We start from the raw sequence: 15203 nt of genomic DNA on the forward strand, positions 1-15203 counted from the left end.
CGAGCGTAACGAAGTGGAGCGCGGCAATCCTTCCTTCTTCGTTTGGAGTAGTAACCCTAACGTGAAGGAAAGATTGCCGCGCTTCACTTCGTTGCGCTCGCAATGACAACTGACTTTTGAGACTATCCTCTTATCAAGTACGATGCGACACTTAACCCTTCTCTTCTGTATGCTACTGGGGCTGCCGGGCGCAGCGGGCACGCGCCACGCCTACCACACCAGCATCCTGGAGCTGCGCCTCAACCCGCAGAAGCAGCAGGTGGAGCTGGCGCTGAAGGTATTTACCGACGACTTTACCCGCGCCCTCTCCCAAGGCCGGCCCAAGGCCGTGGACTTGCAGCAGCCCAGCGCCCTGCCCCTGACCGAGTTGTATCTGCACCAGCACCTCAAGCTCAGCATTCCGGCGGGGCCGCACCAGCCGCGCCTACCCCTCGATGTGCAGTTTATGGGCCTGCAAGCTGAAAAGGATGCTTACTGGCTCTACGCCAAAGTGCCCCTACCCCGCCCGACCAAGGAAATCCTCATCAACCAGGGAATGCTGCTGGAGCTGTTTTCGGACCAGATGAATATCGTGAACGCTGAGGGCAACGGCAAGAAAATCAGCGCGCTGCTGCGCAACGGCCACGAAGAAGAAGTGCTGAATTTTTAATAATTGCTGTTCCCTGGTTGTTGGTTGAGTTACCCCAGGGATGTGAAAATCATGCGCCAGGAGTAATCAGGGCAGCCTGTTAATATGCTTCCTCAAAACCGCGCGATGGCCCGCAGATTCACCACGCGCTGCGAGAGGTAGCTGGGCACGGCGTAGGTGCGGCCGCTCACGTCCTGCAGGTAGCTATAGCTAGCCACGTTGTTGGCTCCCAGGATGTTGAGGATTTCCAGGCTCAGCCACAGGCTTTCGAGCGAGCTCAGGTGCGGCTTGGGGGTAGCACGCAGGCTCACGACTTTTGAAAAGCCAATATCGACGCGCTGGTAGGGGGTAGTGAGCGCGCCCGCGCCGCGGTACTGGGGTAGGCCGGGCGGGCTGAAGGGCAGGCCGGTGCCAAACACCAGGTTCACGTAGCCGCGCACCGAGGGGTTGTCGGGCAGGTGGTCCTGGAAGAAGATGCTGGCCGTGACGCGCTGGTCCTGCGGGCGGCGGACGTAGCCCAGCGTTTCGTAGCCGGTGCGCTTGCCGTTGGTGTCGTACGTGGCGGTGGTGTCGCCCTTTTCCTGGGTCGTGAGCAAGCTAATGCTCAGCCACGATTCCACGCCCTTCACAAACTCGCCGCTCAGGCGCGTCTCGAAGCCGGCGGCGTAGGCCTTGTCACTGTTGGTGGCGTAGTAGCGCAGGCGCACGTTATCGACCTCGTAGGGAATGACGTCAGTCAGGTATTTATAATACGCCTCGGTATTGAGCCGGAACGGCCGGTTCATCAGATTCACCTGAATTTCGCGGCCCAGCACGAAGTGCAGCGACTTTTGGGCCCGCAGTTCGGGGTTGAGCTGGCCGCGCATATCGCGCAATTCGCGGTAAAAGGGCGGCTGGGCGTAGAGGCCGGCGGCCACTTTCCACACGCGTTCGGGGTGGCGGCGGCTGCGGGTGGCAAACTGGGCCCGCGGGCTGAGCACGAACTGCTTGTTCTCCGTCCAGTAGTGGCCGCGCAGGCCGTAGGTGAGGGTCGTGAGGCTATCGATTTGCCAGGTGTGTTGCACGTAGCCCTGGGTGCGGGTCGTGAGCAGGCTTAGGTCGGCGGCGAGGCGAGTGCGGCGGGCATCGGGCACGTAGTCGGCCGAGTCGGCGAAGCTGTACTCATCGAGCTGGTCGTGAATACTTTCGCGGCCCATCTTCACGCCCCAGCGAATTTGGTGCGGGCCCAGCGGGTCGCCGCCGGGGTTCCAGCGGCCGCGCAGCTCAGCCGTGAACACGCGGGCCGTGAGGTCGTTGCGGGCGTGATTGAAGCTGGAGCCGATGTTGCGCTGGCGCACCGCCTGGTTGAAATCGGGGCTGGTGGGGTCGGTATTAACGTCGGCGAAAGTATAGGCCGCCTCCACGTCGCGGAACTCAAACTCGCGGGTGCTCAGCGCCGACGCCAGCAGCTCAACTTGCAGGCCGGGGTGAAAATTATGCTTTAAATCGAGCCCCGCCTGGTAGGTGTCGTACTGCATGCGCTCGCGCCCATCGTAGTAGATATTGACCCGCGAAAACTGGTTGGTACCCGTCGAAAACGTCACTTGCCCACTCACCGGCACAAAGCGGTAGTCGTTGTGGGCCATCACACCCAGGATGCCCAGGCTGGTCTTTTGCAGGTCGCCGCCCTTCTTACCCAGCCCGATATTCACGTAAGCCTGGCCGTCGTAGAAGGTCGGATTGTAAGTACCCTGGTTTTGCTTGAGGGCGTTGAAGACGTACTGCGCATTCTTGTAGCGCACGCCGGCCAGGTAGCTCACCCGCTCGTCCGCCGAGCGCGCCTCCACGTGGGCCGCGCCGCCCACCAGACTGGCCGTGGCCGAGGCCGCGAACTTGGCCGGCTCCTTATACTGGATATCTAGCACCGATGAAAGCTTGTCGCCGTACTTGGGCTGCCAGCCGCCGGTGCTGAAATCGACCTTCTGCACCAAATCGGGGTTGATAAAGCTGAGGCCCTCCTGCTGCGCCTGCGTCACCAGAAACGGCCGGTACACCTCCATCCCGTTGACGTAGAGCAGGTTCTCATCGTAGTTGCCGCCGCGCACGTTGTAGGTGCTCGTCAGCTCGTTGTTGCTCACTACCCCCGGCAGCGTCTTCAGAATGGCACTGAAGTCGCCGAAGGGCGACGGGATGACCTTGGCCGTTTGCGGGTCGAGTTGAATGAGGCTGGCCTGCTCACGCTGGTCGGCCCCGGCGGCGCGGCCCCGCACAGTCACGCCGCCCAGCGCCTTGGTATCTACTTGTAAAACCAGGCTAAACGGCCCGATGGCGGGCAGCTGCACCACCTGGCGCAAGGGCTGATAGCCCAGGCGGCGGGCCACCAGCGCCACGGTGGCGTTGGGCCGCAGAAGGGGGGGTAGGCGCAACGCGAAGGTGCCCTGCGCGGTGGTCGTGGCACCGCCGGGCTGGCCTTCCAGGCTCACCACCACCAGCTCCAGGGGCTGGCCCTGGGCATCGCGCACGGTGCCGGTGAGCACGGCCGACAGGGCGGCAGCGGCCGGCGCGCCCGGCACCGACTGGGCCACCACGGGCCGCGCCAGCGGCAGAATACTTAAGACAAGGAGTAGTGGTAGAGGCTTCAAAGGCAGAGGCGGCGGAAACGAAAGTTAAAGCTACGCCACCGGCGCGGCGGGGCGTAGCTCGTCAACTCATCGGGGCGCGGTCGCAGTATTCGGCCGGGGCTATTTTTTGGCCTTTTTGTCTTTCGCCTGCTCTGGCCCGCGCAGCTGCGCCCGCAGGCCGGCCAGCGCCGCCACCGGTCCGCCCGGCGACTTAAACACGAAGCTGCCGGCCACCAGCACGTCGGCGCCGGCTTCTACCAGCGGGCCGGCGTTGGCCTGGGTCACGCCGCCATCAACCTCAATCAGGGCCGCCGAACCCGTATCGACCAGCATAGCTTTCAGGTCGGCTACTTTCTGCAACGTGTGCGGAATGAAGGACTGCCCGCCAAAGCCGGGGTTGACGGACATTACCAGCACCACATCGAGCTCCGTAATAATGTCCTGGAGCAGGATTATGGGCGTGGCCGGGTTCAGGGCTACCCCCGCCGTGCAGCCCAGGCTGCGAATTTGCTCCACCACCCGGTGCAGGTGCCGGCAGGCCTCGTAATGCACGGTAATATTGGTAGCGCCCGCTTCGCGGAAGGCCGTGAGATAGCGCTCGGGCTCCTCAATCATGAGGTGCACGTCGATGGGCTGGCGGGCATGAGGACGCAGGGCCTCCAGCACGGGCAGCCCGAAAGAGATATTAGGCACGAACCGCCCGTCCATTACATCAAAGTGCAGCCAGTCGGCTTCGGCCGTTGACAGAAGCTCGGCCGTGGCTTGCAGATTGGCCAGGTCGCTGGCCAGCAGCGAGGGAGCCAACAGGGGCTCGTGACGGGCCGCCCCGGCCGTCAAATAGGAAGTAGGCATCGAAGAACTCATCTTGGCAAAAGTACGAAGCCAAGCCGTCGGGTTCCATTCCGACACGTCATCGGTAGAAGAAATCATAGGTAAGCACTCCTAATCGGCACATCCTGCTTAGGGATGGCGGCGATAATACAATTAATAGGCCAGTTATGAGCCCATTACCTGTTATTATTACCATTTCGAAAAATGTGCTACTCGGCTTTTTTCTCAAACGCTCGCCAGTCCAGCTCGCCCGTGTCTTTGCGGCGCAAAAAGTAGCTTTGGTCATCGTCCTTGTTCTTGCCAAACGTGAGGTCGCCACGACACGACAGGCACTTAACGGAAGTATACTTGAACTTACCCTGAGCCACGCGGCTGGTCAGGTCGAGGTTATCGGAGCCGCACAGGCCGCAGGCCGCCACGTCGGGGAAGCTCAGGCGGTCGTACTCGGCCACGGTTTCGTGGAGGTTGCTACCCTGCACCGTGAAGTGAAACTGGCGGCGCCCGATGCGCTTGGTGGTCATCATCTGTAACATAAAAAAGAGCGTCTGTTTGACGGCTTAAAGGTACGACAACTGCACCGAATACCCAATTATATTAGCTGAGTTTCGCCAAATTTATTAGCAATAGTTACTGCCGCACGAAGCGCACGGTTTGCACCGCGCCCCCGGCCACGGGCTGCACCTGGCACAGGTAGGTGCCGGGTGCCAGGTGCGCGGCGGGCAGCCGCAAGGCCACCGTGGCGGCCGCGCTGGCGGGCACCAGCTGTTCGCTCAGCGTGGCACCGCGCACGTCGAGCAGGCGCACGCGCAGCGCTTGCCCGCACAGGCGGGGGGGTAGGGACAACATCAGCTCATCGAGGTGGCTGGGGTTGGGGAAAATAGCCAGGTCGGCACCAGCCGCGCTGGCCGGCACGGCGGCCAGCGGCGTGCCGGGGTGCAACAGATTATAAGCGGCGGCAAAATTGACGATGCCGTAGCCCAGCGTGTTATCCGGGCTTTGGGCCTGGGAAGCGCCATTTTTGAGCGCCGCGATAACCTGCTGAGCGCTCAGCGTGGGGTTGGCCTGCCAGAAACCGGCTACGAGGCCGGCCAGCTCGGGACAGGCGTAGGAGGTGCCGCTGCCACGCACCACTACCCCGGCCGGCGTGAGCACGGCCGAGACGACGCCCATCGCGGCAAGCGTGGGCTTGATGCGGCCGTCGGCGGTGGGGCCGTAGGAGCTGAAGCCAGCGTGATTGCGCAGCGAATCGACGGCCCCGACCGAGATAATGCTGTCGGCATCGGCCGGCACGCCGATGTAGTGCCAGTTGTTGTTACCGTCGTTGCCGGCCGAGTTCACGACCACCATGCCCGCGCGGGCCGCCCCGAGCGCGGCCCGGCTGCTGATGGCCGTGCGCCCGTTGAGGTCGGCGTAGGTGTGCGACAGGGCCATATCGTCGAAGGTATTATAGCCCAGCGATGAGCTGATGACGTCCACCCCTACCGAGTCGGCGTACTCGGCGGCGGCCAGCCAGTTGGCTTCTTCCACCGGCGATTCGCTGCTCACGTCCTCCGTAATGCAGAGGTGGAAAGTGGCGTGCGGGGCCGTACCCACGTAGTAGCCCGGCAGCTCGCCCGCGATAAGGCCCAGGGTGGCCGTGCCGTGGCCGTTGCGCAGGTACACGCTGCGGCCGCCATCCACGAAGTTGCGGGTGCTGGCCACGCGGCCCTGCTGCTGCACGGCTTGCAGCGCCGCGAGCCGGTCGGCCCCCGGAAAGCCGGCATCGAACACGGCAATCTGCATGCCCTCGCCGCGGTAGCCGGCGTCGTGCATGGCCACGGCCCCAATAAGCTGGTTCTGGGCGTAGGCCGGGCCGTAGGTAGCGCGGGGCGTGAGGGGGGTAGGCGGCGTGGCAACGGTGGCCACCGCGCCGGCCGCCGCCGGGGCCTGGGGCGGCACCAGGCTCAGCAGCTGGGTGCTGGCCACGGCGGGCAATTCCCGCACCCGCACCAGGGTGAGCGAGTCGCAGGCCAGCACCGCGCCGTTGAGCCAGCGCGAGGCGTAGAGAACTTGCGGGCTGCCGCTCACGGCGCGCACCTGGGCCAGGTAGGCGGGGCTCACGGGCAGGTCGCGGGCGCGCACCGCGATGCCCTGGCGCGAGCGCCGGGCCAGCGCCCGCGCCGACAAAAACTGCTGCGGCTGGCTCACGGTGAAGGGCGTGCCGGCCTTATCCTTGAAAAAAACGAAGTAGCGGTGAACGCCAGCCGTTTGAGCCTGGGCCACCGGCGCGGCACCCAGCAGAAGAGCCAGCAGCGCGGCAGCCGGCCAGAAGAGGATTTTCATCATGTAAAAGCAAGGACGGCGAACGCAAGCAGCCGGGCCCTACCCCACCCTTTTGCGACGAAGGGGCCCCGGAAAATTCGACCGGCGACTGATTCGCACCTGACACCCGCGGGGCTTAAATCGTGCCCGTCTCAATGAGCGTTTCGCGGCGGGAAGCCCCCATCTGAATAATGCCGAGTGTCTGGGTTTGCGACCCATCCGGGTTGGTAATGTTGGTATAGTAGCTGTAGCGCCGCCGCAGTATCCGGCCTATACCCTGCGCATATACTTGCAAGTAGCCACTGCTACGTAGCCTGCCATCATTATCCTGAGCCGAAAATAAATCATACGCCCCCACTGTGACAGGATACGTTTTAGCCGCCTGGCTGCCCGTCGCCGCGGTAGTATACGGCACCCCAACGGCCGCCGTGTAGAAGCGCGAGAGGCTGATAATGGTATCAGGAGAAGCGTTAAAGGCGTTTTTATTCCAACCTTTATTGGCCCTGGGCGGATAGATAAGCTCCACGGTACGCAGATTGCTAGCGGTTTGCAGCACAGCCTGGGGCAGTACCTGCACCACCAGCACGCTATCGTCAACCCAAGCGGCGCTAGCATCCGCGCGTTTGGAGCGCACCAAGCGGTAAGCCGGCTGGCCCGCCGCGTCAGCATACTGCTCCGTCACGCGCTCGCGAAACTGATAATTATTGACTGTCACTACCCGATTCGTCCAGCTTGAATCGGCCACGGCGTAGGTGCGGTACGTGCCCACGACCACCGGGAAATAATCGGTGAGGGGCACCGGCACCACCGAATCGTGGCGGCAGCCCGCTAAAAATAACAGTCCCAGGGCCGCGGCGGCGGTGAGAGAGCGGTAGTCCTTTAACAACTTAGCGGAGCGAAAACGTAGATTCATATAAGAAAAACCAGCCAAACAGCTACCTTGCCGGCAGCGCGGCGCGGCTGCCAGCAAGGTACTAACGGTCAGAGATAATTACCTGGTAGGCGGGCTTAGGCTGCCGCCGTGGCCAGGGCCGGCTCCGGCACTTCGCCGATGACGTGGCGGGTAATCCAGCCGCCGCCCAACACGTCGTCGCCGTCGTAGAACACGGCCGCCTGGCCGGGCGTGATGGCGTGGACCGGCTCGGTGAAGTAGATGTTAATCGTATCGCCGACTTGCTCCAGAAAGGCCGGGGAGCCGGCGTGGTGGTAGCGCACCTTCACTACGGCCGGCACCAGGCCGCGGCCTTCGAGGCCGGCCAGTTTGCCCATGTTGAGCTTGTGGACGGTGGTGCGGGTGCTGGCCAGCTCGTCGTAATTCCCCAAAACCACCTCGTTCGTATCGGGCCGGATGGCCGTGACGTAGGCCGGGAAGCCCAGCGCGATGCCCAGCCCCTTGCGCTGCCCAATGGTGTAGAAGGGGTAGCCTTCGTGCGCGCCCAGGTCGAGGCCGTCGCGGTCCACGAAGCGGCCGCCGGCCACGCGCGCCTCCAGGCCCGGCACGCGCCGACGCAGAAAGCCCCGGTAGTCGTTGTCCGGAATAAAGCAGATTTCGTAGCTCTCGGGCTTGTTGACCAGGGCGGTGAAGCCGCGGCGGCGCGCCTCGTCGTAAATCTCGGTTTTGCGCATGGCGCCCAGAGGAAACAGCGTGCGGCTCAGGCTCTGCTGCGTCACGCCCCAGAGAGCATAGCTCTGGTCCTTGTTTTCGTCGAGGCCTTTGCTCACGATGAAGCGGCCGGAGTCGGCATCCTGGCGGATTTGGGCGTAGTGGCCGGTGGCGATGAACTCGCAGCCGAGCTGGTCGGCGCGGCGCAGCAGGGCATCCCATTTGATGTGGGTGTTGCAGAGCACGCAGGGGTTCGGGGTGCGGCCAGCCAGGTATTCTTCGGTGAAATTGTCGATGACAAAATCGCCAAATTCTTCCCTAATGTCGATAATGTAGTGCGGGAAGCCGAGGCGCACGGCAATGTCGCGGGCATCGTTAATAGAGTCCAGCGAGCAGCAGCCGGTTTCTTTTTTGGAGCCGCCGGCCGTGGCGTAGTCCCAGGTTTTCATCGTCATGCCGACGACTTCGTAGCCGGCTTCGTGCAGCAGCACGGCGGCCACCGACGAGTCGATGCCGCCGCTCATGGCCACGAGTACGCGGCCCTTGGTGGGGGTAGGGTTCATTATAGCGGCATACCACCTAGAGAGTGAATGTTCTAGCTGGTGCTAATGACAAAGTTAAGAGTTAAAAATTATGAGTTAAGAGTTGGGACTATCAGCGCGACCTTTGCTGCACTACCTCTTAACTGATGTTACGCGGAGGGGGCGATGCCAGCTGCGTAACATCAACTCTTAACTCAGCACTTTTAATTCTTAACTTATAATGCTTGCTCTTCCCGTGCTCGTGCGCGGCATCAATAACCTGTCCGACGCCCGCTACTGCGCCGGCATGGGCGCTCAAGGCCTCATTTTCACGCTCGATGCCAACCTGCCCGGTGCCGTGGATGCGGCCACGGCTCGCGAATTGGCCGGCTGGGTGGCCGGCGTCGATATCATTGGCGAGTTTGGCCACGTGGCGGGCCCCGAAATCAACCGCCTGGTCGAAGAATGCGGCCTGACGGGCGTGCTGTTGCGCCTCGACCGCGACCGCCAGGCCTGGCCCGAGGGCCTGGCCGTGCCCGCGCTGGTGGAGGTGCCCCAAACCGTCGTTATCAATCAAGCGCACTACGCGGCCGCCGTGGCCGACCTCACCGCCTCCCTACCCCAGGGTTTCGCTTTGTTTACGCTGGCACCCCGCCCCTACCCCGCCGACTACGCCTACTGGCACAACCTGGCGCGCCAGGTGCCGCTGTGGCTGGCCGGCCCCACCGACCCCACCGAGGCGGCCGACCTGGCCCAGCAGGTGCATCCGGCCGGCCTCATCCTGGCCGGGGGCGACGAAATAAAGCCCGGCCTGCGCGACTTCACCGAACTGGAAGCCGTGTTTGAGGCGCTGGAGGAGGTGTAAAAAGACGTGGCCATACTGTGTTGACTATCAGCTACTTATTTCGGATACTGCGCTTAAACTCGGATGAAATTTTCCGGATTAAATCCTGCTGTTTTTTCGGTTGACTAAACCCAGCATGCTTAGGCAATCGTTTCCTAACTGCCTGAATTATGGCTTCTTTCAAATAGACTTTCGCTCAGTTCACCCATTGCTGGGCTGCGTTGGGCGAGCGCCAGGCCATTTGCGGGGGGTAGGGGCAAACCGACGGCCGAACGCCAGGCGTAGGTCGGCGGCATTCTTGCCGGTAGAGTCACCTTTCAGCTGGCAAGCCTGCGTTTCCTATGCGCTATTTCTTTACGCTGCTGCTGCCTTGCGTGGCTACCCTGGCCGGGCAGGCCCAGGCTTCTAAACCTAGCCAAGCTGCTCCCTTGCTGGCCATGCAGCTGCCGCCGGCTGCCCCGGCCGCGCCCAACGTTTATCACCTCACGGGCCGCGTATTCGACCCGCTGGGCCGCCCGCTGCCGGGCGCTACGCTTACCGTTAAAGGGGCCGCGGCCACCACGGTGAGCACCGATGCCAATGGTCGCTTTACGCTCGACCTGCCCGCCAAAAGCACTAACATCCTGGTGGTTGGCTACGCCGGCTACGCCGACCAAACCATTAAGCTCACGCCCAACCAGCCGGCGCTCACCGTGAGCCTGCGCCCGGTTTCGACCTATAACACGAAGGCGGCCAAGGGCACGACGCACGCCCTGCAAACCGGCGACCTGGCCCCCGATTTTGCCCTGCCCACCACGACGGGCAGCATGTTCAAGCTCAGCGAGCACCGGGGCCACCCGGTGGTGCTGTATTTTTATCCGAAGGATGGCTCCTCGGGCTGCACCAAGGAAGCCTGCTCGTTTCGGGACCAGTACCAGGATTTTACTGACCTCGGGGCGGAAGTCATCGGCATCAGCTCCGACGATGAGCAGTCGCACCAGCAGTTCACCCAGAAGTATCAACTGCCCTTCCCGCTGCTGAGCGATGCCAACGGCCAACTGCGCAAGCAATACGCCGTGCCCCGCGCCGTGCTGGGCCTCATTCCGGGCCGCGTCACCTACGTGCTCGACGGCGAAGGCCGCGTGCGCTACGTGTTCAACTCCCTCAACGAAGCCACCAGCCACGTGCTGAATGCCAGGGATATCCTGCGCGACATGAAGTAGGCTGCGCGACTTCACCGGGCTGGAAGCCGTGTTTGGAGGCGCTGGCAGCGGAATAGAACGGAAGGATTGCTTGCCGTGAGCTTAAAGCTACTAGTTTTGCTGACAGCAAAGTACCGCGAACTACACTACAGGTTGTTGCTCACTGCCAGCCGACTGCGTTCCAGTTTTCTGGCTTGCTACCCTTGCCATGCGTCTGCGCCTGCTCTGACTCTTTTTGGGGCTGCTTTTTTCCCGGTCGGGCTTCGGCCAGATTAACGAGGCCGATACTACCCGCTGGCAGTATCGGGTGGCGGCGACGGGCATTTTGCTCAGCGGCAACGTGAATGACTTTATCACGTCGGCGCGGGCCGAGGTAGCGGAGAACGGCCCGCGCTGGGCCTGTTCTCGGGCACTTCCTACGTGTATAAACGGCGTGAAGATGAGCTGGTTACCAGCGATGTGACCTCGCGCAACATTCTCTACTACGGGCAGCGGCACCGAGTGTACCCGTTTCTGGAAGGGGCCGTGGCCAAGAGCCTGCAACGCGGCATTGCCTTTCGCTACCAGGTGGGGCCGGGGGTAGCGTATCGCATTTATGCCAACCGGCGCAGCTACCTGCGCCTGGGCGCGGCTACCCTTTATGAACAAAGCCGCTTTGAGGGCCACGAGTTTGAGAACTACGCCGGCACTTCGGCGGTCATCACCAAGTGGCGGGAGCAGCTGTTTCTGGCCGGCACCCAGGTGGTGCCCGATGGCCGCCTGCGCCTCAACTACGAGCTGAATTACCAGCCGGCTTTTCAGGGCCATAATCTGCTGCTGGCCGCCGTGGGGGGCCTAGAGCTGCCGGTAGGCCGCTACGTGGCCCTGCGCACCAATTTCCAGTATTCTTACGAAACCGTGGTGCTAACCGGGAAGCAGCAGGGCGACCTGCTGGTTACCTTCGGCTTTACTATTACCAATATATTCAAGCCCGAAAAAGAAGCCAGCGAAGATGAAGACTGACGAACCCGCCGCGCCCGTGCTGGAAGAAGGCACCGGCCGCCTGGAAGCCTTTAGCGACGGCATTTTTGGCGTGGCCATCACCCTGCTGGCCATCGACCTCAAGGCCCCGGCCCTGGCCCCCGTATCTAACCATAACCTGCTGGCGGCCCTGCTGGAGCGGTGGCCCGACTACCTGGCCGTGCTCAACAGCTTCGCCTCGGTGCTGCTGATATGGATGGCGCACCACGCCATGTTTCGGCTGCTGCGCAAAACCGACGTGCCCGTGATGCTGGCCAACGGCCTGCTGCTGCTGGTGGTGGGAGTGCCCTACCCGGCCAGCGTGCTGGCCCGCTACATGCTGTCGCCGGCCGCGTCCTACGGGGTGATTTTTTACTGCGGCTATTTCGTGGCCGTCAACCTGAGCTTCAATCTGCTCTGGCTCGTTATCCGCCACCGGGGCCACCGCCAGAAGAGCGGGATAACGCCGACCATGCTCGCGCCTTTCAACTACCTCTGGGTGTCGGCGTTGCTCTACATAGGCATTGCAGCCGTGGCCCTGGTATCGCCCTTCGGGGCCGTTTTCCTCACCAATGCCATGTGGATTTACTGGGGCGTAACTTCCGTGAAGATGCACCGGCCGGCCTGAGCGTCCCTACCCCTACCCCCTCAGCCCAGCCGGAAGCGCACGTACTTAATCGGCACGCCCTGGGCGCGGTACTTACCCTCGAAGTGCGTCTGGATGGCCTGGGCGGCGGCAAAGGCGGGGTCGGTTTCGGCGTAAAGGTCGCGGGTCAGCACCTCGACGTGCGCGCCGGGCCGGGCGGCCAGCGTTTCGAGCGTGTAGTCGAAGAGGTCCGCGCTGTCGGTTTTGAGCTGGGCTACCCCCCCGGCGGCCAGCAGCGTTTGGTACATGTTGAGGAAGCGCGGCGAGGTGAGGCGGCGCTTGATGTCGCGGTCGCGGGGGCGCGGGTCGGGAAAGGTTATCCAGATTTCGCTCAGCTCGCCGGGCGCGAAATGCTCGGTGAGTTGGTGGGCCATGAGACGCAGGAAGCCCACGTTGGCGAGGCCTAACGCCTCGGCGCGGGTGCTGCCGCGCCAAATACGCTCACCCTTGATGTCGAGGCCCAGGAAGTTCTGGTCGGGCTGCCGTTGGGCCAGGCCCACGGTGTATTCGCCCTTGCCGCAGCCCACTTCGAGCACGAGCGGATTATCCTGCTGAAAGAAATCGGTCCGCCAGCGACCGGCTAGGTGGCCGAAAGCAGGTTTGCCCGGCTCCACGATGTCGGGGCGGGTAGCGTTGTCGGCGAAGCGGTGGAGTTTGACGCGGGGCACGGGTTTTCACTTAACAGGTAACAAGCCGTCGTTATCACGCGGCTTGCCTTTGGGGGTAAAGGGCCGCAAAACTACGGCCGTGCCCTACTTTTTCGGCAGGTTATCCTCTACTTCCTGTATCGCGCCGCCGATATATTTACCCACGATGACACTGATAACGAACACGTCGTAGAAGTGGCCCAGCAGCCCGAGCAGGATGGTGGCTTTGCGGGCCACATTGCTCAGGGGCACGATGTCGCCGTAGCCCACGGTGAGCAGCGTTACGAAGCTGAAGTAGTTGAGGCTCTGTAAGCTGCCCGCGCCCGGCGGCACATTAGCAAACGCGCCCGGCCACACCAAATCAATAATCACGAATACGAAAGTGCCCACCATGCCCAGCAGCACGAAGCCGCACATGGTGGCCGCCAGCAGCTCCGTAGTGACGCGCCCGGCCCCCAACACCTTGCGCAGAATCCGCAGCGTGATGGCAAAGCAAAACACGCTGTACACTACCCCCGTGTAGCCGCGCACCGTGTCCCAGCTCCAGATTTGGGCCGCGCCTTCCAGCCCCAGCACGGCCAGCCCGCAGGCCAGCAGCAGCAGCGGCCGCTCTTCCCAAAACACGAGAACGCCTACCGCCATATTTTGCAGCAGCAGCGCCGCGAACAGGCGCGGGTCGGCGGCCGCCGGCGCGAAGCCCGAACCCAGCACCAGCATCAGCAGGCTGCCCAGCAGCAGTGTGTAACGGTGCCGGACCAGCTTCGGGTAGTGGCGGCTCAGGTAGCTCATGCGGTGAGTGATTGAAATGGTAAGTGAAAGAGAACGTCATGCTGAGCGCAGTGAAGCATCTCTACCGCATTACTCACTCCAAGCGTCAGGATTACTTACGCGGCAAAGATGCTTCGCTGCGTTCAGCATGACGTTCTCTTTTGTTCTTCAATCCACTTAATCACTAGCTCGCTAACTTACATATAGTTCATCTACCTCGGCCACCACGAAGGTGCTACCGCCGATAAATACTACGTCGTCGGGGCCGCCCGCCGCCCGCGCCGCCGCCACGGCCGCCGGCACCGGCCCGTAGGCCCGGCCCGTGAGCCCGGCCGCCGTGGCCTGGGCGGCCAGCTCTTCGGCGGGTAGGGCCCGCAGAATGCTGGCCTGGCAGAAATAATAGGTGGCCGCACGTGGCAGCAGGGCCAGCACTTGGGTCACGTCCTTGTCATTTACTACCCCCAGCACGAAGTGCAGGTGCTGGTGCGGCACCCGCGCCAACTGGGCCAGCACCAGGCGCAGGCCGGCCTCGTTGTGGGCCGTGTCGGCTACCACTAGCGGGTGATGGCCGATGATGCTCCAGCGCCCGCGCAGGCCGGTGAGGCGCGTTACGTCACGCAGGCCTGCCCGCAAGGCGGCTTCGGGCACGTCGAAGCCTTGGCTCCCCAGCTTTTCCAGCACCGATAGCACCCCAGGCAGATTCAGGCGCTGATAGTCGCCGGGCAGCCCTAAGTCCACGGCCTTCATCCAGGGCCGGTGCTCGCGGGTGATGTCCACTACCTGGCTGGCCGCGCCGGTCAGGGCCGGGTCGGGCTGGGTAGGACTGAGCGTGGCTTCCCAGCTCAGGTCGGCAAAAACCAGCGGGCTGCCCTCCTGCCGGGCTTTTTGCTTGAAAACATCGGCCACTTCAGGCTGGCTCTGGCTGACGACCACCAGCACGCCCGGCTTAATAATGCCCGCTTTTTCGGCCGCGATTTCGGGCAGCGTGTTGCCCAGCAGCGCCTGGTGGTCGTAGCTGATGTTGGTGATGAGCGAGACGAACGGCGTGATGATATTGGTGGAGTCGAGCCGGCCGCCCAGGCCCACTTCCACCACGGCCACGTCCACGCGCTCGGCGGCGAAGTAGTCGAAGGCCAGCGCCACGCACATCTCAAAAAACGAGGGCTCGATGGTAGCAAACAGATTTTGGTGCTTTGCCACCCAACTCACCAGGTAGTCGGGGGCCAGCTCCTGACCGTTCACCCGGATGCGCTCGGTGAACTCGCGCAGGTGCGGCGAGGTGTAGAGGCCCACTTTGTAGCCCGCGCTTTGCAGCACCGCCGCCAGCAGGTGCGAGCTGCTACCCTTGCCGTTGGTGCCCGCCACGTGGACGCTGCGGAACCGGGTTTCGGGATGGCCCAGGGCCGCCGCCAGCGCCTCCGTATTACCTAAGCCTTTCTTGAAGCCCGCTGCCCCTACCCGCTGATACATGGGCAGTTGTGCATAAAGCCAGGCGAGCGTTTCGGGATAAGTCATTTTCTTAGGAAGAAATGAATTCGTCAGTGCGAGCAACGTGAAGCAATCGCACCCGAACGATTCAACAACGAGTTGTTCGGGTGCGATTGCTTCGCGTTGCTCGCCCTGACAAGTTTGCT

The 15203-nt window shown here is 62.9% G+C and carries 15 protein-coding genes; 6 read left to right on the forward strand and 9 right to left on the reverse strand.

Going from position 1 to position 15203, the window contains the following annotated elements:
* Positions 1 to 169: 169 nt before the first annotated feature.
* Complete coding sequence (locus A0257_04005; protein ID AMR26346.1) at positions 170 to 649, forward strand: hypothetical protein; 480 nt, start codon at positions 170 to 172, stop codon at positions 647 to 649.
* 92 nt (positions 650 to 741) lie between these two features.
* Here the strand turns inward: A0257_04005 and A0257_04010 are convergent, their stop codons facing one another.
* The 6 genes from A0257_04010 to A0257_04035 all read right to left on the reverse strand — a co-directional run bounded on the left by A0257_04010 (position 742) and on the right by A0257_04035 (position 8487).
* On the reverse strand, positions 742 to 3255 hold the full coding sequence (locus A0257_04010; GenBank protein ID AMR26347.1) for a colicin receptor: 2514 nt from the start codon (positions 3253 to 3255) through the stop codon (positions 742 to 744).
* Between the two features lie 93 nt (positions 3256 to 3348).
* Positions 3349 to 4080 (reverse strand): ribulose-phosphate 3-epimerase, encoded by a 732-nt coding sequence (locus tag A0257_04015; GenBank protein ID AMR26348.1) that lies wholly within the window; start codon positions 4078 to 4080, stop codon positions 3349 to 3351.
* A gap of 188 nt (positions 4081 to 4268) precedes the next feature.
* Positions 4269 to 4580 carry a hypothetical protein gene (locus A0257_04020; GenBank protein AMR26349.1) on the reverse strand — a complete coding sequence of 104 codons (312 nt, stop codon included), beginning with the start codon at positions 4578 to 4580 and terminating at the stop codon, positions 4269 to 4271.
* A 106-nt stretch (positions 4581 to 4686) separates the two neighbouring features.
* Positions 4687 to 6381: a hypothetical protein gene (locus A0257_04025; protein ID AMR26350.1), complete on the reverse strand. Its 1695-nt coding sequence runs from the start codon at positions 6379 to 6381 to the stop codon at positions 4687 to 4689.
* 115 nt (positions 6382 to 6496) lie between these two features.
* Positions 6497 to 7246, reverse strand: a complete 750-nt coding sequence (locus tag A0257_04030) for a hypothetical protein (GenBank protein AMR26351.1) — start codon at positions 7244 to 7246, stop codon at positions 6497 to 6499.
* Positions 7247 to 7368: 122 nt separating this feature from the next.
* Positions 7369 to 8487 (reverse strand): tRNA(5-methylaminomethyl-2-thiouridine)-methyltransferase, encoded by a 1119-nt coding sequence (locus A0257_04035; protein ID AMR29614.1) that lies wholly within the window; start codon positions 8485 to 8487, stop codon positions 7369 to 7371.
* A gap of 253 nt (positions 8488 to 8740) precedes the next feature.
* On the opposite strand from A0257_04035, the gene A0257_04040 reads away from it, so the two are divergent.
* The 5 genes from A0257_04040 to A0257_04060 all read left to right on the forward strand — a co-directional run bounded on the left by A0257_04040 (position 8741) and on the right by A0257_04060 (position 12136).
* On the forward strand, positions 8741 to 9349 hold the full coding sequence (locus A0257_04040) for a hypothetical protein (protein ID AMR26352.1): 609 nt from the start codon (positions 8741 to 8743) through the stop codon (positions 9347 to 9349).
* A 785-nt stretch (positions 9350 to 10134) separates the two neighbouring features.
* Positions 10135 to 10530 carry a peroxiredoxin gene (locus tag A0257_04045; GenBank protein AMR29615.1) on the forward strand — a complete coding sequence of 132 codons (396 nt, stop codon included), beginning with the start codon at positions 10135 to 10137 and terminating at the stop codon, positions 10528 to 10530.
* Positions 10531 to 10744: 214 nt separating this feature from the next.
* On the forward strand, positions 10745 to 10972 hold the full coding sequence (locus A0257_04050) for a hypothetical protein (protein ID AMR26353.1): 228 nt from the start codon (positions 10745 to 10747) through the stop codon (positions 10970 to 10972).
* Complete coding sequence (locus A0257_04055; GenBank protein AMR26354.1) at positions 10969 to 11511, forward strand: hypothetical protein; 543 nt, start codon at positions 10969 to 10971, stop codon at positions 11509 to 11511. The genes A0257_04050 and A0257_04055 overlap by 4 nt, the downstream gene beginning before the upstream one ends.
* Positions 11501 to 12136, forward strand: a complete 636-nt coding sequence (locus tag A0257_04060; protein AMR26355.1) for a hypothetical protein — start codon at positions 11501 to 11503, stop codon at positions 12134 to 12136. The genes A0257_04055 and A0257_04060 overlap by 11 nt, the downstream gene beginning before the upstream one ends.
* Before the next feature lie 20 nt (positions 12137 to 12156).
* Here A0257_04060 and A0257_04065 read toward each other — a convergent pair whose 3' ends face one another.
* The 3 genes from A0257_04065 to A0257_04075 all read right to left on the reverse strand — a co-directional run bounded on the left by A0257_04065 (position 12157) and on the right by A0257_04075 (position 15084).
* Positions 12157 to 12822, reverse strand: coding sequence for a tRNA (guanine(46)-N(7))-methyltransferase (locus tag A0257_04065; protein AMR26356.1), 666 nt, complete (start codon positions 12820 to 12822; stop codon positions 12157 to 12159).
* Between the two features lie 84 nt (positions 12823 to 12906).
* A complete protein-coding gene (locus tag A0257_04070; protein ID AMR26357.1) occupies positions 12907 to 13590 on the reverse strand; it encodes a hypothetical protein in 684 nt (227 codons plus the stop codon).
* A gap of 171 nt (positions 13591 to 13761) precedes the next feature.
* Positions 13762 to 15084: a dihydrofolate synthase gene (locus A0257_04075; GenBank protein AMR26358.1), complete on the reverse strand. Its 1323-nt coding sequence runs from the start codon at positions 15082 to 15084 to the stop codon at positions 13762 to 13764.
* Positions 15085 to 15203: the final 119 nt, after the last annotated feature.

The sequence above is a fragment of the Hymenobacter psoromatis genome (genome assembly GCA_001596155.1).
GTDB lineage: Bacteria > Bacteroidota > Bacteroidia > Cytophagales > Hymenobacteraceae > Hymenobacter.